Source organism: Prauserella salsuginis, from assembly GCF_024648885.1.
Lineage (GTDB): Bacteria > Actinomycetota > Actinomycetes > Mycobacteriales > Pseudonocardiaceae > Prauserella > Prauserella salsuginis.
In genome coordinates this window covers 536,449-554,176 of the sequence record NZ_JANBBF010000011.1, presented here as the reverse complement: position 1 = coordinate 554,176, position 17,728 = coordinate 536,449, and the positions used below count along the sequence as shown (strand labels likewise).

Sequence of the window (17,728 nt, the reverse complement as noted above, 5' to 3'; positions counted from 1 at the left end):
GGAGTGCGGTCAGCCGGTCGGCGTGACCGTCACCGTGCTGCGGTCGGACTCCGGAACCCCGCGGAAACTGTCGAGGATCCGCCGGACGTCCTCCTCGGACACGAGCTGCGCGTCGGCGTAGACGACGAGCGCCACCACGGTGCCGTCGCCCTCGGCGGCCTCGACGGCCCTGGTGCCCACGACGGCACGCTCCGGCACGCAGCCTCCGGGCTCGGCGGGCGTCACCTCGGCGATCAGCGACCGCGTCCGCCCACTCTCCCCGCCGGTGAACCGGCCCGCGTCCTCGGCAGCCACGCGCACCTGGGGCTTCGCACCGCCGTCGGCGGCGTAGGCCCGCGCCGACACCTCCTCGACGAGCGGCCGGGCCGCAGCGTCGACCGGCCGGTCGTAGCTGGTGACACCGGCGCCGCCGGCATGCGTCGCGTCGTCGCACTCCTTGCCCGCGAACGCCGACGTCGACAGCGAGAACCGGTCGTCATAGCCGCCGCCGGGCTCCCAGCCGTGCACGACCCCCTGTTCGGGCTGCCATTCCGGCGGGACGTCGTAGGCGTAGGCGCCGTCGCCACCGGCCACCGACTGCCACCCGTCGACCGCGGGCGGCACGCTGACCCGCGTGACCGGCGGCGGGGTGTACTCGGAGGTCGGCTCGACCGGGTCCGGGTCGGCGCTCGTGTCGTCGTCGCCGTCGAACACACCGAGCAACTGCGGCAGGCCGTAGACGAGCGCCACCACGAGCACGAACGCCCAGCCGCCGCCGCGGCGCTTGGTGCTCGACGTCTTCACGCGGGGCGGCGGCACCTGACCGCCAGAGCCCTGCGGAGGGGCCTGCTGGCCCGGCTCACCCGGTGCCGACTGCGGCTGGGTCGCCGGACCGTGGGGTGCGGTGTTCTGGGGCGTGGTGCCCGGCGCTGCCGGATTCCAGGTCGCCGGATTCTGCGTTGCCGGGTCCTGGGTTGCCGGGTCCTGGGTTGCCGAGTTTTGCGTCCCCTGCCCGTCCGTCGCCGGGTACGGCGTGGCCGGGCGGTGCACCGCCGGATGGTGGGCGGTGGGATCGGGCGTGGGTGACGACTGCGGCCGGTACGCGTCACCCGGGTCGGCGGGCTCGTAACCGCCGACGCCCTTCAGCGCGGCCTTGTCCTCGTAGCCGTAACGCGCCGACGTCTCGTCACGCTTCCTGCGACCGAAGATCACCGGTGTCCCTCCCCCAGTTCACCGGCGGGTCAGCCGTGCACGAGGCCCGTAAGGTGGTCGACGACGGCGTCGGCGTCCACCTCGGTGCGCTCGCCGGTGGCGCGGTCCTTCACCTCGACCACGCCCTTCGCGAGGCCCTTGCCCACGACGACGATCGTCGGCACGCCGATGAGTTCCGCGTCGGCGAACTTCACGCCCGGCGAGACGGTGCGGTCGTCGAAGAGCACCGACACGCCGCGCTGCGACAACTCGGCCGCGATGCGCTCGCCGCCCTCGAACACGCTGTCGTCCTTGCCCGCGACGACGAGGTGCACGTCCGCGGGCGACACCGCACGCGGCCACACCAGGCCGAGCTCGTCGTGGTGCTGCTCGGCGATCGCCGCGACCAGCCGCGAGACGCCGACGCCGTACGAACCCATCGTGATGCGCACGGGCTTCGAGTCGGGGCCGAGCGCGTCGAGTTCAAACGCGTCGGCGTACTTGCGGCCGAGCTGGAAGATGTGGCCGATCTCGATGCCGCGCGCCGCGACGAGCGTGCCGTTGCCGTCGGGCGAGGCGTCGCCTTCGCGCACCTCGGCGGCTTCGACGGTGCCGTCCGGGGTGAAGTCGCGACCGCACACGAGGTCGACGACGTGGTGGTCGGCCTTGTCCGCACCCGTGACCCACGCGGTTCCCGTGACGATGCGCGGGTCGGCGAGGTAGCGGACGCCGTTCGCCTGCAGTGCTCCCGGCCCGATGTAGCCCTTGACCAGGAACGGATTCGCCGTGAAGTCGGCCTCCTCGACCAACGCGACCTCGGCGGGCTCCAGCGCGGCCTCGAGGCGCTTCATGTCGACCTCGCGGTCACCGGGCACGCCGATGCCGAGGAGCGTCCACTCCTTCGTACCGGGCATGCGCGTCTTGACCAGCACGTTCTTGAGCGTGTCCGCGGCGGTGAACTCGCGGCCGAGGCCTGCGCCGTTGAGGAAGTCGACGAGTGTCTCGATCGTCGGTGTGTCGGGCGTGTGGTGCACCTGAGCCTCGGGCAGCCCCTCGAGCGAGCGCGCGGGCGGCGCGGGCGTCACGACGGCCTCGACGTTGGCCGCGTAGCCGGAGTCGGTGCTGCGGACGTAGGTGTCCTCACCGGACTCGGCGGTCGCCAGGAACTCCTCCGACGCCGAACCGCCCATGGCACCCGACGTGGCCGCGACGATCACGTAATCGAGCCCGAGCCGGTCGAAGATCTTGACGTAGGCGGCGCGGTGTTTCTGGTACGACGCCTCGAGCCCCTCGTCGTCGAGGTCGAACGAGTACGAGTCCTTCATGACGAACTCGCGCCCGCGCAGCACGCCCGCGCGGGGCCGCGCCTCGTCCCGGTATTTCGTCTGCACCTGGTACAGCATCACCGGGTAGTCCTTGTACGAGCTGTACTCGCCCTTCACGGTGAGCGTGAACAGCTCCTCGTGCGTCGGCCCGAGCAGGTAGTCGGCGCCTTTGCGGTCCTTGATGCGGAACAGCGTGTCGCCGTACTCGCTCCACCGGCCGGTCACCTCGTAGGGCTCCTTCGGCAGCAGCGCGGGGAACTGGATCTCCTGCGCGCCGATGGCGTCCATCTCCTCACGCACGACCCGCTCGATGTTGCGCAGTACGCGCAGGCCGAGCGGCAGCCAGGAATAGCCGCCCGGAGCGGCACGGCGGACGTAGCCTGCGCGCACCAGCAACCGGTGGCTGGGCACCTCGGCGTCCGCCGGGTCCTCACGCAGCGTGCGCAGGAACAACGACGACATCCTGGTGATCACGGTGTGCTCCTAGGGAGACGGAAAGCGGTGATGGACGAAGGGTAGTCGGCGCGCCGCGGGCCGGGACAACCGGTTATCGGAGCGCTGCCGGGGCGGCACTACCCTCGGACGGCGTGCTCGTTCTGTTGCCCCCTTCCGAGACCAAGGCCGCAGGCGGTGACGGCGCCCCGCTCGACCTGGACGCGCTGTCGCTGCCCGAACTGAACCCGGTGCGGCGCAAGCTGGCCGACGCACTCGTCGAACTGGCCGCCGACGTGCCCGCGAGCCTGGCCGCACTCGGGCTCTCCGAGCGGCAGGCGGGTGAGGTGGAGCGGAACGCGGCGCTGTGGACGTCGCCGACGATGCCTGCACTGCGGCGCTACACCGGCGTGCTCTACGACGCGCTGGACGCCGGTTCCTTCACCGGTGCCGAAGCCGGCCGGGCCGACGACCGGCTCGCCGTGGCGTCGGCACTGTTCGGTGTCGTCCGCGCGGGCGACCCGATCCCGGCCTACCGACTCTCCGGCGGCAGCTCATTGCCCGGGTTCGCGGCTCTGCGGTCGGTGTGGCGCCCGGCGCTGGAGCCGATGCTGCAGTCCGACGAGCTGATCGTGGACCTGCGCTCGGGTGCGTACGCGGCGCTGGCACGGATCCCCGGCGCCGTCACGGTGCGCGTGGTCACCGAGGACGCGTCCGGCAAGCGCAAGACCGTCAGTCACCACAACAAGGCCTACAAGGGCCGGCTCGCCGCCGCACTGGCGACGAGCCGCACCGAACCGTCCACTGTGGACAAGGTCGTGGCCGTCGCGGAGAAGGCCGGGATGACCATGGAGCGCGCGGGCGAGACCGATCTCGTCCTCGTCACCGACCACTGATCGCCCACCCCCGCCGGGCGCTCACGCGGCGCCGTCGAACCGCTCGGGGCGGAACAACTCCGGGATGTCCGGCCGCTCCCCGAGTGCGGCGGCCGCGGCCAGGCGCGCCGCGTTCGGCCCGATCGTCAGCCCGCCCGCGCCGAAACCGGTCAGCACGGTCACCTCGGGGTGCGCCTCGAGCGCACCGATGACGGGCCTGCCGTCGGGTGTGACGGGACGGAAGCCCACGCGCGTTTCCAGCAGCGTCGCGTCGGCGAGACCGGGCGCGACGGCCAGCGCCTCCGAGAGCACCTCGCGCTGCCCCTCGGCCGTCACGCGGTGGTCGAAACCCGAACCGGTCTCGCGTGTCGCGCCCGCGACGACCCGCGAGTCGGGAAACGCGAGCATGTAGTGACCGGATCCGACCGGCGAGACCACGGGCCAGGACGCGGTGCCGGGCTCGTCGCCGGGACCCCCGACCCCGAAGTGGCTGATCTGGCCGCGCTGCGGTTCCACCGGGAGCGTCACACCCAGGGACGCGGCCAGCGACGCGGTCCACGCGCCCGCGGCCAGCACCACGCCGTCGGCCTCGACCACGTCACCGGCCACCCGCACCCCGACGACGCGGCCGGAGCGGACCTCGAGTTCGGCCGTACCGCTGCGCAGCCGCGCTCCCCGGGCAGCGGCCGCGGCGAGGAACGTCTCGCGGAGCGTCCGGCCGTCGATCCGTCCTCCGCCCGCGATGTGCACCGCGCCGAGGTCGGGAGCCAACAGCGGCATGCGCTCGGCGACACCGGCCGGGTCGAGCAAGCTCACCTCGCCCATCTCGGGCCAGCGCCGCGCCCGCTCGAGCGCCCGTCCGTGGAATTCACGCAGCCACGTCTCGTCCGGCGACACGACGAGCCCGCCGACGATCGCGAACGACGTCTCCCCCGCGCCCTCGGCCGCCAGGTCGTCGACCAGCGTCCGGTAGTACGCGGCGCCCTCCGCGTGGAAGGCGAGCTCCTCGCTCTCGAGGGTCCGGGAGTTCCACGGCGAGACGATCCCGGCGCCGGCGGCCGTCGCCCGTCCCGCGTGGTCGGCATCCACCACCACGACGTCGGCACCCCGTCGCGCCAGCTGCCATGCGGTGCCCGCGCCTGCGATGCCCGATCCGATGATCACGATGCGCATGCGGCCACTATGCCGTGCCGCGGCCGGAACAGGATCGTCGGTGCTGTCCGTCACCACGACCTCGGCTGACGGGGCGGCCCCGGTTGGGGTAGAGTGCCTGGAGCGCCGTGAGCCGAAGGGCTCCTTCACACGGCGATCCGATTTCCCATCCATTTGGCGCGCCACATCGGCCGGAGACGGCACCAGATTCCGGCGCGCCGGGTTCGTCCTTGTGAACGCCCACCGCACCACCGACGTGCGACTCTCCCGGGCCTCCCTGCGACGTGCCACGTCCGAGAGGCCTGTGTGAGCACAAACCTGTCCACGTCCGCATCCACTTCCACCGCGTCCGTCCCGTTCGCCGACCTGCCGCTGCCGCGCCCGCTGGTGCGCGCGCTGGAGGCCGACGGCATGACCGACGCATTCGCCATCCAGGCGGCTTCGCTGCCCGACGCCCTCGCCGGCCACGACGTCCTCGGCAGGGCGCAGACCGGCTCCGGCAAGACCCTCGCCTTCGGCCTCGCGCTGCTGGCCCGCCTCGAAGGCGGCAAGGCCCGCCCGAAGAAGCCCCGCGCGCTGGTGCTCGTGCCCACGCGCGAACTGGCCATGCAGGTCGCCGAGGTACTGATCCCGCTGGCCAAGACGCTGGGCCTGTGGTGCCGCACCGCGGTCGGCGGCATGGCCTTCAACCGGCAGGCCGACGCGCTGTCCCGCGGCGTCGACCTGCTCATCGCCACCCCGGGCCGGCTCTCGGACCACGTCCGCCAGGGCACGTGCGCCCTCGACGAGATCGGCTACGTCGCGCTCGACGAGGCCGACCAGATGGCCGATATGGGCTTCCTGCCCCAGGTGCGCGAGATCCTCGACCTCACGCCGGCCGACGGCCAGCGGCTGCTGTTCTCCGCCACCCTCGACGGTGACGTGTCCAAACTCGTCCAGCGCTACCTGCACGACCCCGTGACGCACTCGGTCGCGCCCGTGACAGCGTCGGTGACGAACATGGACCACTACCTGCTGCAGCTCGCGCAGTCGGACAAGATGCCCGTGATCACCGAGATCGGCGCCCGTGAAGGCCGCACGATCATGTTCGTGCGGACCAAGCACCACGTCGACCGCCTCACCACGAAGCTGCGCTCCCAGGGTGTGCCCGCGGGCGCGCTGCACGGCGGCAAGACCCAGGGGCAGCGCAACCGCGTGCTCGCCGATTTCAAGGACGGCCGCACCACGGTGCTGGTCGCGACGGACGTCGCCGCGCGCGGCATCCACGTCGACGACGTCAGCCTCGTGCTGCACGTCGACCCGCCCGCGGACCACAAGGACTACCTGCACCGCGCAGGGCGGACCGCCCGGGCGGGCGCATCGGGCACGGTGGTCACACTGATCACGCGGGACCAGCGCAGGCAGACGCTGCGGCTCACCGACAAGGCGGGCGTCAAGCCGAAGTCGCTGCTCGTCACGCCGGGCGACGGCGAGCTGACGCGCATCACCGGTGCGCGCAGGCCCAGCGGTGTCGCGCTGGTCGACAAGCAGCCGCAGCAGGAGCAGCGCCGTTCGGGCGGTGGGCGGCCCGGCGGCGGTCGCCCCGGTGGCAGGAACGGTGGCCGTCCCGGCGACCGTGGCGGCCAGGGTCGCGGTGGCGGCCAGGGTCGCGGCGGCCAGGGCGGTCCGCGGCGTGGCGGCGGCCGCAGGCCCCGCAGGCCGATCGACGCCTGACCCGATCCCGGTTGCCGCGAAGGGCACCTTGGGGCATCGAACACAGCCACGCGTCAGCGTGCCCGTAAGGGGTGGTGGCCGGGCTGCCGAGAACGCCCCGAAGGTGCCCTTCGCGGCGTTCTCGGCAGTGCCAGAACGCAGCGCCAGAGCGCAGAGCGCAGCGCCAAAACGCCGCGACCAGGGTGTCCTTGGAGGGCGCTACATCGGGAACAGTTCGAATTCGCACGCAGGCACGCCGCCGAAACGGGCACCCGCTTCGGCGGCGGCCTCGCGCAGGAAGCTCGGGTCGGCCATCGAGGCGTCACCGAGCCCGTCGAGGTAGGCGCGATGCTCGCGCAGCGAGTCCACCGCCAGGTCCAACGTGTCGGTGATGTCGACGGCGTGCGTGGCCTGCGGTGATGCGACGGCTGCGACCCAGCGCACCCCGTCCCACGGTTCGAGGCCGTCGTCGATGAGTTCGCGGAAGACCCAGCGGTTCGCCGCGTCCCGCACGGCGTCCAATGTCGCGAGCCCGACGTTGCGGTGATCGGCCATGTTCAGCCACGGCCCGCCCGGCCACGTGTCGCGGTGGTTCGTCATGATCACCAGCTCCGGCCGGTGCCTGCGGATCGCCGCGGCGATGTCCCTGCGCAGCGGCAGGCCGTATTCGATGACGCCGTCGGCGTGGTCGAGGAACTCCACCGTGTCGACACCCACCACCCGTGCCGCGGCGATCTGCTCGCGCTCGCGCACGACCGCCGACTCCTCGGGCGCCATGCCGTCGATTCCCGCCTCGCCACGCGTGGCGAGGGTGTAGACCACCGACTTGCCCTCCCGGGTCCACCGTGCGACCGCGCCGGCGCCGCCGTACTCGAGATCGTCCGGATGAGCCACGACGGCCAGTGCCCGATTCCAATCACCGGGCATGATCTCCAGTTCCGCGCTGTCGGCCACCCCTCGCTCCCCTCTGGTCGTCGGTCTGGTGCGACACTGCCACCCGTGAACGCACCCGGTCCAGCTCTTCCGCCCGACGAGGTTTTCGACTGGCTCGACGCCGAAGCAGCCAGCCGGAGCGATTCCGGTCTCACGCGCAGGCCACGGCAGCGCGGCGCCACGCCCACCCCCGGCGAGATCGATCTCTCCGGGGACGACTACCTGGGGCTGGCGCGGGACAAGCGCGTCGCAGGCGCCACGGCCGCAGCCGCACTCAAGTGGGGCGCGGGCGCCGCCGGAACGCCGCTGCTCGGCGGCGCGCTCGAACTGCACGCCGAACTCGCGCACGAGCTCGCCCGGTTCGTCGGAGCGCAGGCCGCGGCCGTGTTCCCCTCGGCCTACACCGCGAACCTGGCGGCCGTCACCGCGCTGTCGGGCGCGGAATCGGCGATCGTCAGCGACAAATGCGTCCAGCCCGCGCTGGTCGACGGCTGCCGCCTCGCTCGCGGCGACATCGCGGCGGTCGCCCACCTCGACCCGGACGCGGTCGCCCACGCCCTGTCGACACGGCGCAAACCGCGGGCTCTCGCGGTGACCGAATCGGTGTTCGCCGTCGACGGGGACGCGGCCGACCTCGGCGCGCTCGTCGAGACGTGCCGCAACCACGGTGCGGCGCTGCTGGTCGACGATGCTCACGGGTTCGGCGTGCTGGGTGAGGGCGGCCGGGGTGCCGTGTACGACGCCGGTCTGTCCTCGGCACCCGACGTGGTGACGACCCTGTCGCTCGGTGGCGCCCTCGGCGTGCAGGGCGGGGCGGTCCTCGGGCCGCGCCGGGCGATCCGGCAGGTCATCGACGTCGCCCGCGCCTACGGCTACGACGCGGCACCTGCACCGGGCAACGCCGCTGCCGCGCTGGCCGCACTCGCCGCGCTGCGGGAGGAACCGGAGCTGCCGGGCACCGCCGTCGACGGCGCCATGTCGCTCGCGCAGGGCCTGCGCGCGGCGGGACTGCGGACGAGCCTGCCCGCCGCGGCCATCGTGTCGCTGCCCGCGCCCAGCGCGCCCGCCGCCGCCTCGTGGGCCGACGCGTGCGCCGAACACGGCGTGCACGTGGGACGCGTGTGCCCGCCGGTCGCCCCCGACGGGGTGACTCGGCTCCGACTGACCGCCCGCGCCGGCCTTTCGGAGTCCGACGTGGACACCGCGGTCAAGGTCATCGCCGAAACCGCTCCGCGTTCCTGAGGGCGCCCCGCCGCGCGGGGTCTCGGCGCGAGGACCTTGCCGCGCGTCGGCACACCGGCGCGGTGTGGCCGGGTGCCGTACGAGCGCAGAACTCACGGTACTGGGCGCAGAGCTCCAGGTACCGAGTGCAGAACTCGGCGTTCTGAGTGCAGGACACGCGGTGGGCGCAGTCGCGCGTCAGGTGGAGCGGACGACGAGGCCGGCGTTCGCCTGCAGCACGGCGGCCGCGTCGGCGACGATGCCGTCAATCAGCTCGGCCACCGTGGGCAGGTCGTCGACCGCGCCCACGACCTGTCCCGAGGCGAGCACGCCCGTGTCGGTGCGGCCCTCGACCAGTCCGGCACGCAGCAGCATCGGCGTGTTGGCCGCCATCAGCACCTGGCTCCACGTCAGATCGTTGCCGCGCTTCATCGCCAGCCCTTCCCGCACCATGGCGACCGGCGACAGCCCCGTCAGCGCACGGAACCGCACGGCGTTGCGCAACGCCCTGACGACGCCGGTGAACCGGCCCGACGACTCGAGGTGCTCGACGAGGTCGGTGCGCAGCACGCGGTGCGGCATGCCGTCGACCCGGGTGGTCACGACGGTGCCGGAGACGTCCCGCTCCAGGTAGTGACGCTTGACCTCCGCCGGCACCGTGCTGTCGGTGGTGAGCAGGAATCGGGTGCCCATGGCGATTCCCGCGGCGCCGTAGGACAGCGCGGCGGCGAGACCACGCCCGTCGAAGAACCCGCCTGCGGCGACGACCGGGATGTCGACCGCGTCCACCACGGACGGCAGCAGCACCGTCGTCGCCACCGACCCGGTGTGCCCGCCGCCCTCACCACCCTGCACCACCACGGCGTCGGCGCCCCATGACGCGACCTTCTCCGCGTGCCGCACCGCTCCCACCGACGGCAGTACGACGATGCCGTGGTCCTTGAGCTTCGCGATCTGCTCCCTGCGCGGGGCCAGTGCGAACGACGCCACGCGCACGCCTTCCGAGATCAGCAGGTCGACGCGGCGGTCGGCGTCCTCGGCGTCGGCCCGCAGATTCACGCCGAACGGCCGGTCCGTACGCCGTTTCGTCTCGGTGATCGCGGCCGCCAGCTCGTCGTAGGTCATCGTCGCCGACGCGAGGATGCCGAGTCCGCCCGCCTCGGCCGTCGCTCCGACGAGGCGTGAGCCGGCGACCCAGCCCATCCCGGTCTGGACGATCGGATGCCGGACACCGGCCAGGCGCGTGAGCGAAGTGTCCACTGTGGCCACCGCGCCGGTATCGGCCGTCATGACGGCACTTCCTTCTCCCGCACGCCCTGCGGATCGAGGACCTCGCGGATCAGCTGCAGTTCCCCGTCCGTGGGCGTGCGGGTGGTGCCGGCCGCCGCGCAGTCGACGGGGAACGACGTCGCCTCCCCCACCTCGGCCTCGCTCACCCCGGGGTGCAGGGATACCGCGCGCATCGCGTGGTCCGGTCCGCCGAAGTCGAACACGCCGAGGTTCGTCACCACCCGGTGCACGTCGTGGAACCGCTGCGCGGCCGCGCCCGCCTTCGCCACGTTGTCGTAGCCGACGCCGGCCACGACGTCGACCGACTCCACGAAGACCCGCGTGCCGTGCCGCGGTACCCAGTAGCTGGTGCGGTGGTTGACCGTGTTGCCCGGTGCACCGCGCACGCCGAGCAGTTGTTTCGCGGGACGGCCGTGCTCGCCGATCGCGGAGATGTTCTGGTTGCCGAACCGGTCGATCTGATTGGCTCCCATCACGACGTGCCGCCTGCCGTGCGGCACGATCGTGTCGAGCATCCGCCGGAAGGGCTGCCACCCTTCGACCGTTCCGTCACCGTCGACCAGGTACGCCTGTCCGTCCGACAGCAGCAGATCCGGTTCGAACGTCGCCCGCGCGAGCTTCGCGCCCAGCGACGGGACGGTGCCCATCGGGCTCGCCACGATCTCGCCGTCCCCTCGGAACAGTTCGGCGACCGCCACCACGGCGATCTCGGCCCTCGTCACGTCGTTCATGCGACCGCCTCCGCTGCGAACCTGTCGACCGCTGCCTGGTAACCGGCCTCGTCGCCGGACAGGAACCGATCCACGAACGACGGCCAGCGTTCGGGATCCTTCGCAGAGTCGACATAGTGCTTCTGGAACTGTTCGTCCCTGCCGTAATCCGGCGCCGCGGTGGTGAAATGCGCGCCGCCCGGCGCTTCGATCACACCGTCCACAGCCGACCTGTTGAGCAGCAGCGACTGCACCGCCCCGGCCTCGGTCAGCTCCGCCGTGGACACGACCCGTTCGGCCGACACGAAACGCCGCTGTGCGGCGAGGCAGAACAGGTCGTCGAAGTACGGGTCCGGGCCGAGGTACTGGGCGTTGCCCCGCGCGTCGGCCCGGTTCAGGTGCACGAACGCGACGTCGAGCGGCTGCGCAGGAACGGCCAGCAGCTCCTCCCCGTCGTCGTACGGCGAGCGCACCGTCCGCAGCTGCGGGGACAGCCGTGGCACGTCGGAACCCAGTCCGGCCCGTGTCGGCAGGAACGGCAGTCGTTGGGCCGCGGCCTGCAGCGCCAGTCCGAACATGCCCTCGTCGTACTCGGTGACCTCGACGTCACCGTTCTCTCGCGCGCGGCCGAAGTGGGGGTCGAACGGGATAGAGTCGAGCGTCACGAATCCGAACACGACGCGCCGCACCTTCCCCGCGGCGCACAGCAGTCCCACATCGGGCCCGCCGTAGGAGACGACGGTCAGGTCCTTCACCGGGCTGCGCAGGATCGCGCGTACCGCGGCCATCGGCTTGCGGCGGGAGCCCCAGCCGCCGATGCCGATGGTCATGCCGTCGCGCAGCTCGGCGACCGCGTCGTCGACGGTGGTGCGTTTGTCGCCCATCACGACCCCTTCTCGTCAAGGAACGACTGCCGGGCCTCGTCCGAAGCGCCGAGCAGGTTGAGCTCGAACGTGAAGCCCTGTTCGAACCGGTAACTGCGGTGCACGTCCTGCGGGTCGATGCCGTTGAGTGCCTCCTTCGCCGCGCGGATGACCCGCGTGTCCTTCGCGGCGATCGAGCGCGCCACGTCCAGTGCGGCCTCGTCCAGTTCGGAGCCCGGCACGACCCGGTACACCGAACCGAATCCCTGCAGCTCGGCCGCGGTGACCGTGCGCGCGGTGAAGTACAGCGTCCGCATCAGATGCGGCGGCACGAGCCTGGCCAGGTGCGTCGCCGCGCCGAGTGCACCGCGTTCCACCTCCGGCACGCCGAAGCTGGCGTCGTCGGAGGCCACGACGACGTCGGCGTTGCCGACCAGCCCGATACCGCCACCGAGGCAGTGCCCGTGGACCGCGGCGATCACCGGCACCGCGCAGTCGTAGACGGCGCCGAACGCCGCGTAGCAGCCCCGGTTCGCGCCGACCAGCGCCTCGTATCCGCTGCTCGCCTGGATCTCCTTGATGTCGACACCCGCGTTGAAGCCGCGGCCCTCGGCCCGCAGCACGACGACGTGCACGCCGGGGTCGGCGCCCGCCGCGCGCACGGCGTCGGCCAGGTCGAACCACCCCGCGACCGTCAGCGCGTTGACCGGCGGCGCGTCGACCGTGACGACCTCGATGTGCTCGTCGACGCGTTTCCTCGTGACAGTCATCAGCCCACTCCGTAGACAGGTTCCGGGGCCGGCGCCTTCGCCAGCAGGTCGGCCACGACCGGGCCCAGTTCGGCCGGTTCCCAGCGCGCTCCCTTGTCGACCTCCGGCCCGCGGCGCCACGACTGGGCCACCGAGACCTTGCCGCCCTCCACTTCGAACACGCGCCCGGTCACGTCCGCCGACTCCGCGCTGGCCAGCCACACGACCAGTGGCGAGACGTTCTCCGGTGCCATGGCGTCGAATCCGCCGTCCGGGCGCGCCATCATGTCGGCGAAGACGTCCTCGGTCATGCGCGTGCGCGCCGACGGTGCGATCGCGTTGACGGTCACCCCGTACCGGGCGAGTTCGGCCGCCGCCACGACGGTCAGTCCTGCGATGCCGGCTTTCGCCGCGGAGTAGTTCGCCTGCCCGACGCTGCCGAGCAGTCCCGCACCGGAACTCGTGTTGATCACCCGCGCGTCCGGTGTACGGCCGGCCTTCGCCTCCGCCCGCCAGTACGCACCGGCGTGGCGCAGCGTCGCGAAGTGCCCTCGCAGGTGCACCCGCATCACGGCGTCCCACTCGTCCGCGCCGAGGTTGACGAGCATGCGGTCCCGCACCACACCGGCGTTGTTGACGAGCACGTCGAGACGGCCGAAGTGGGTCACGGTCTCGTCGACGAGTGCCTTCGCGGCGTCGAAGTCGGCGACGTCGTGGGTGCTGGCCCGTGCCGTCCCGCCGCGGTCGGCGATCTCGGCGACCACGTCCGCGGCGGGTCCCTCCCCGGTGCGCGCGCCGTCGAGTGCCACGCCGACGTCGTTGACCACCACCCGCGCGCCCGCGTCGGCGAACGCGAGCGCGTGCGCCCGTCCGATGCCGCGGCCGGCGCCGGTCACGATGACGACCCGGTCGCGGCACAGCCCGTTACCCATGTGCGTTCTCCCGTCGAATCTCGCGGTCTGGGACACCGGCTCCGTCCGCCTCGGCCGCGGCGAGGAAGGCGGGGCGCTCCCCGCCGCCGTGGACGAGCAGGGATGCACCGGTGACGTAGGAGGCGAGCGGTGAGGCGAGGAACGCCGCGCACCGCCCGATCTCGGCGGGCTCGGCGAGCCGGCCGAGCGGCACCGTCGCGCCGACGGCGGCGACGCCGTCGGCTCCGCCGTAGTGCAGGTGCGTCTGCTCGGTACGCACCATGCCGACGGCCAGGGCGTTGACCCGCACCTTCGGCGCCCATTCGACGGCGAGGCTGGCCGTCAGGTTGTCGATTCCCGCCTTGGCGGCGCCGTAGGCGGCGGTGCCGGGCGAGGAGCGCCGGCCGCTGACGCTGCCGACCATGACGATCGACCCGCCGCCGTCCTGCCGCTGCATCACCTCGTTGGCCTGCTGCGCGACGTGCAGCGGCGCGAGGAGGTTGAGCTGCACGATCTTGTCGTGGAAGCGGGGGGACGCGGTGCCGGCGTCGGCGTGCGGCGCTCCCCCCGCGTTGTTGACGACGACGTCCAGCCTGCCCCAGCGCTCGAGAACCTGTTCCATCATCGCCGCGATCTGCGCGGGGTCGCGCACGTCGCACGACACGAAATCGGCACCGCCTCCCTCGGGAGCCGTCCGCCCGCAAACGACAACCTGTGCGCCGAGTTCACGGAACACGTCGGAGATTCCCGCACCGACTCCGCGAGCTCCGCCGGTTACGAGCACGACCGCCCCGTCGTACGAGAGCTCTCGGGTCGCCACGAACACCTCCGTTCCTCGTGTGAGAACAAAACTAGAACATGTTTCTATTCGCGACAAGGATGCTGCGTACGGACTTTCCGGGGTGACACCGAGCACATAGGGTGGGAACTCTCGTCAGCGCCGACCAGAACCCGGGAGTCCCCATGGCCGCACCGTCCGCGGATCGCCCCACCGACACCGCAGCAGAGGCGCAGCTCGTCACCGCCGATCCCGGCACCGACACGATTCCCGCGCTGCTGCAACGCAACGCGCGCGAGTTCACAGACCTGCCCGCCCTCACGTCACTCGACGTCGAGGGGGCGCCGACGCTGACCTGGTCCGACCTGCTCGACGAGGTCGCCGCGGTGGCACGCGGACTGGCCGACCTCGGGCTGCGGTCCGGGCAGCGCATGCTGATCATGGCGCCCAGCAGGCCTGAGCACATCGTCGCCGACCTGGCCGCGGCCTGCCTCGGCGCGATCCCGTGCACGGCCTATTCGACGCTGAGCAGCGAGCAGATCGCCTACGTCGCCGAGCACAGTGCGGCACCGGTCGCCGTCCTCGGGGGCGCCGACGAACTGGCCCGCTGGCGACCGGTACTGGACTCACTGCCCGCACTGAACCGCGTGGTCGTGATGGACACCGACACCGTTCCCACCGACGACGACCGGTTCGTCGCCTTCAACGAGGTCCACGCCCAGGGTGCGGCCGCGCACGCGGCCGACCCCGACACGTTCGACCGCACCGTGGCCGACGTCCGGCCCGACGACCCGCTGTCGATGATCTACACCTCGGGCACGACGGGGATGCCGAAAGGCGTGGTGCTGTCCCACCGCAACGCGCTCCACCAGGCAGTGGCACTGCGCGAGGTCCACGAGAACCCGCCGCACCTGACGAACATCTCGTACCTGCCGCTCGCGCACATCGCCGAGCGCGTGTTGTCGATCTATCTGCCGACGGTCAACGCGGGCCACGTACACACCCTCGCCGACCCCGCAGGTGTCGTCACCGCGCTCGGCCGGGTTCATCCCCAGCAGTTCTTCGGCGTCCCACGCGTCTGGGAGAAGATGGTCGCAGGACTCAAGAACATGCTCGCCGGACTGCCCGAGGAGAAGCAGACCGCGCTGATCCAGGCCAACGAGTTGTTGCAGCAGGGCTACAAGCTCCGCAGCGCAGGCGAGCCCGTGCCCGCAGAACTTGCCCAGCGCATCGCGGAGACCGACGAGACGCTACTCGCACCCGTCCGCAGCATGCTGGGCCTGGACCGGCTGTTCCTCGCCTCGAGCGGCGCCGCGGCGCTGCCGGTCGAGGTGCTCTACTTCATCGCCGGCCTGGGCGTGGAGATCCACGAGGTCTGGGGCTTGTCCGAGACCACGGGCGCCGTCACCGCCAACACGGCGGAGGCCTTCCGCGCCGGCACGGTCGGCAAACCGCTGCCCGGCATCGAGGTGCACGTGGCCGACGACGGCGAGCTGCTCGTGCGCGGGCCGATCGTGTTCCTCGGCTACCTGCAGGCCGACGGCACGATCGAGGACGTGACCGACGACGACGGCTGGTTCGCGACCGGCGACATCGGCACGATCGACGAGGACGGGTACGTCACGATCACCGACCGCAAGAAGGAGCTGATCATCACCGCGGGCGGCAAGAACATCGCGCCCTCGCGGATCGAGAGCCTGCTCAAGGAACACCCGTTGATCGGGCAGGCGATCGCGATCGGCGACGACCGGCCGTACATCAGCGCGCTGATCGTGCTCGACGACGAGATCGCACCGGCATGGGCGGCCGCGCGCGGCATCGAGGCGACCGAGCCGGCGACGCTCGCGGCCGAACCACAGATCAAGGCCGAGATCGAGCAGGCCGTCACCGCCGCGAACGAACGGCTCGCGCGAGTGGAACAGGTCAAGCAGTACCGCGTCCTGTCACGGTCGTGGACGCCCGAGAGCGGCGAGCTGACGCCGACGCTGAAGCTCAAGCGCCGCGTGATCAACGAGCGCTACCGCGACGACATCGAGTCGCTGTACGGCGCGTGATCGGCCGCGCAGGCGTCCCGGTCCGCCTCCGCTGCGGTCCCGGGACGCCGTGCCGGCCGGTCAGGCACTGGTGACGCTGAGCCATTTGCGCAGCCGCGGCGGGATCCGCTTCTCCAGGCCGTAGGGCTCGAGGTGCCCACCGAAGACCTCCTCGAACGCACGCTGCACGCCTTCGGTGTCCCACACGTCGCGTTCGAGGATCGGCGCCTTCAGGTACGGCTGGCCGACGATGTGCAGTTGCGGCCCGTTGCAGCGCACCAGTTGGCCGGTGATGCCGGCCGAGCCGTCGCCGAGCAGGTAGAGCACGACCGGTGCGATGCGGCTGGGCGTGCGGTCCGGCGGGCAGCCGCGCAGCGCTCGTTCGGACGTCCACACCATGCGGGTGTGCGCGAGCGGGCACACGGCGTTGACGCGGATGCCCTCGTCCTCCATATCGAGGGCCCACGAGTAGGTCAGCGAGGCGACCGCACCCTTGCTCGCGGCGTAGGCGCCGAGTTTGCGCTGCCCGAGGGACGCGCCGGAACTGATGTTGACGATCGACCCGCCGCGTCCCGCGTCGACCATGGCGCGTGCCGCGGCCATGCCGGTGAACGTCACGCCGAGCACGTTGGTCTCGATCAGCGTGCGCACCCGGGCCGGCTCGTCGTCCCACGGCAGCGCCTCGTGGTTCACCGCCGCGTTGTTGACGAGGCCGTCGACGGCGCCGAACTCGTCGACACACGTCGCCACGACCGCGGCCGCCCCGTCGGCGTCGGACACGTCGTTGACGCTCGCGACGGCACGGCCGCCGTGGTCACGGATGTTCGCGGCCACGGCCTCGGCGGCACCGGCATCCACGTCGTTGACGACCACACCGGCCCCGGCGCGCGCGGCATGCACCGCGAACGCCTCTCCCAGTCCTCGCCCGGCACCGGTGACGACGACGGCCTTCCCGCCGAGTAACCCGTCCATGTCGACCTCCCGCAGTCCGCACCCGGTCCGACCGCGCTGGGCTCCACACAGACGTGGCTCTACCCACAGCAGCGGTCGCTCCCAGTCTTTCCCTCCGATGGCGCAGCACATGCCTGCCATTCGGCGGACGGACGGGTAGGTGCGCCGAGCGCACAGCGACCGATCGGCGCCGAGGAACAGCGGAACCGAACAGTGGAGCCGAACAGCGCGAGAACGGAACAGCGCGGGGAGCCGAACAGCGCGGCCGGTCACTCCGGCGCGGCGACATCTCTGCGACGTCGACCGACCGGACGGCCGCGGGCGCAAGACGGCGTGCGAGCAGCGGGCCGACGCACGGGAGCGCCCTCGTCACCGCACACGTCGGGACCCACTTGTCGGCCGGTCGGAGATCACAGGTCAGAAGTCACGGTCGCGCATCACGGAACCTCCCCTCACCTCCCCGGGCGGCGAGCCGGGCGAACGGTCCGCCCGCACCGTGTGGGTGTCATCCTAGTCCGCGCCATGCCCCGTCACCAGGGAATCCGGCCCTCGGGCCCCGGTCGGAGCACCGCGTTCGAGCGAGCCGGCCGTCCCCTTATCGGTGATCTCTCCCCCTCGGCCGCTCCGTACCCGGACACACCGG

General features: G+C 72.0%; 15 protein-coding genes. 4 read left to right on the top strand and 11 right to left on the bottom strand.

From position 1 onward, the window contains the following. Positions 1 to 9 precede the first annotated feature (9 nt). Positions 10 to 1,191, bottom strand: coding sequence for a DUF8017 domain-containing protein (locus LY40_RS17465; RefSeq protein WP_258937445.1), 1,182 nt, complete (start codon positions 1,189 to 1,191; stop codon positions 10 to 12). Positions 1,192 to 1,220: 29 nt separating this feature from the next. Further along, positions 1,221 to 2,969: a proline--tRNA ligase gene (locus LY40_RS17460; protein WP_258937444.1), complete on the bottom strand. Its 1,749-nt coding sequence runs from the start codon at positions 2,967 to 2,969 to the stop codon at positions 1,221 to 1,223. 113 nt (positions 2,970 to 3,082) lie between these two features. Here LY40_RS17460 and yaaA point away from each other — a divergent pair, with 113 nt between their 5' ends. Further along, positions 3,083 to 3,823: a peroxide stress protein YaaA gene (gene yaaA, locus LY40_RS17455; protein WP_183778238.1), complete on the top strand. Its 741-nt coding sequence runs from the start codon at positions 3,083 to 3,085 to the stop codon at positions 3,821 to 3,823. 21 nt (positions 3,824 to 3,844) lie between these two features. Here yaaA and LY40_RS17450 read toward each other — a convergent pair whose 3' ends face one another. Continuing rightward, the gene (locus tag LY40_RS17450; RefSeq protein WP_183778239.1) at positions 3,845 to 4,975 is read right to left on the bottom strand and encodes an NAD(P)/FAD-dependent oxidoreductase; all 1,131 of its coding nucleotides are present in this window, start codon (positions 4,973 to 4,975) and stop codon (positions 3,845 to 3,847) included. Positions 4,976 to 5,260: 285 nt separating this feature from the next. Between LY40_RS17450 and LY40_RS17445 the strand changes: the two genes are divergently transcribed. Then, entirely contained in the window at positions 5,261 to 6,667 is a 1,407-nt protein-coding gene (locus LY40_RS17445) for a DEAD/DEAH box helicase (RefSeq protein ID WP_258937443.1), read from the top strand. 198 nt (positions 6,668 to 6,865) lie between these two features. Here LY40_RS17445 and LY40_RS17440 read toward each other — a convergent pair whose 3' ends face one another. Further along, complete coding sequence (locus LY40_RS17440; RefSeq protein WP_307876950.1) at positions 6,866 to 7,573, bottom strand: PIG-L deacetylase family protein; 708 nt, start codon at positions 7,571 to 7,573, stop codon at positions 6,866 to 6,868. A 72-nt stretch (positions 7,574 to 7,645) separates the two neighbouring features. Between LY40_RS17440 and LY40_RS17435 the strand changes: the two genes are divergently transcribed. After that, positions 7,646 to 8,821 carry an aminotransferase class I/II-fold pyridoxal phosphate-dependent enzyme gene (locus LY40_RS17435; RefSeq protein ID WP_258937441.1) on the top strand — a complete coding sequence of 392 codons (1,176 nt, stop codon included), beginning with the start codon at positions 7,646 to 7,648 and terminating at the stop codon, positions 8,819 to 8,821. Positions 8,822 to 8,998: 177 nt separating this feature from the next. Here the strand turns inward: LY40_RS17435 and LY40_RS17430 are convergent, their stop codons facing one another. The 6 genes from LY40_RS17430 to LY40_RS17405 are packed head-to-tail and all read right to left on the bottom strand — an operon-like array spanning position 8,999 to position 14,143. Further along, complete coding sequence (locus LY40_RS17430) at positions 8,999 to 10,090, bottom strand: NAD(P)H-dependent flavin oxidoreductase (RefSeq protein WP_307876899.1); 1,092 nt, start codon at positions 10,088 to 10,090, stop codon at positions 8,999 to 9,001. Beyond that, positions 10,087 to 10,821, bottom strand: a complete 735-nt coding sequence (locus tag LY40_RS17425; RefSeq protein ID WP_183778241.1) for a CoA-transferase subunit beta — start codon at positions 10,819 to 10,821, stop codon at positions 10,087 to 10,089. Before LY40_RS17425 ends, LY40_RS17430 begins: the two co-directional genes overlap by 4 nt. Further along, positions 10,818 to 11,684, bottom strand: a complete 867-nt coding sequence (locus LY40_RS17420; RefSeq protein WP_183778242.1) for a CoA transferase subunit A — start codon at positions 11,682 to 11,684, stop codon at positions 10,818 to 10,820. The genes LY40_RS17425 and LY40_RS17420 overlap by 4 nt, the downstream gene beginning before the upstream one ends. Continuing rightward, positions 11,684 to 12,433, bottom strand: a complete 750-nt coding sequence (locus tag LY40_RS17415) for an enoyl-CoA hydratase family protein (protein WP_183778243.1) — start codon at positions 12,431 to 12,433, stop codon at positions 11,684 to 11,686. The genes LY40_RS17420 and LY40_RS17415 overlap by 1 nt, the downstream gene beginning before the upstream one ends. After that, positions 12,433 to 13,344 carry an SDR family oxidoreductase gene (locus LY40_RS17410; protein ID WP_183778245.1) on the bottom strand — a complete coding sequence of 304 codons (912 nt, stop codon included), beginning with the start codon at positions 13,342 to 13,344 and terminating at the stop codon, positions 12,433 to 12,435. Before LY40_RS17410 ends, LY40_RS17415 begins: the two co-directional genes overlap by 1 nt. Then, positions 13,337 to 14,143: an SDR family oxidoreductase gene (locus tag LY40_RS17405; protein WP_183778247.1), complete on the bottom strand. Its 807-nt coding sequence runs from the start codon at positions 14,141 to 14,143 to the stop codon at positions 13,337 to 13,339. Before LY40_RS17405 ends, LY40_RS17410 begins: the two co-directional genes overlap by 8 nt. Before the next feature lie 143 nt (positions 14,144 to 14,286). On the opposite strand from LY40_RS17405, the gene LY40_RS17400 reads away from it, so the two are divergent. Further along, entirely contained in the window at positions 14,287 to 16,155 is a 1,869-nt protein-coding gene (locus LY40_RS17400) for an AMP-dependent synthetase/ligase (RefSeq protein WP_258937440.1), read from the top strand. 60 nt (positions 16,156 to 16,215) lie between these two features. Here LY40_RS17400 and LY40_RS17395 read toward each other — a convergent pair whose 3' ends face one another. After that, positions 16,216 to 17,106, bottom strand: coding sequence for an SDR family NAD(P)-dependent oxidoreductase (locus tag LY40_RS17395; RefSeq protein ID WP_183778251.1), 891 nt, complete (start codon positions 17,104 to 17,106; stop codon positions 16,216 to 16,218). Positions 17,107 to 17,728 lie beyond the last annotated feature (622 nt).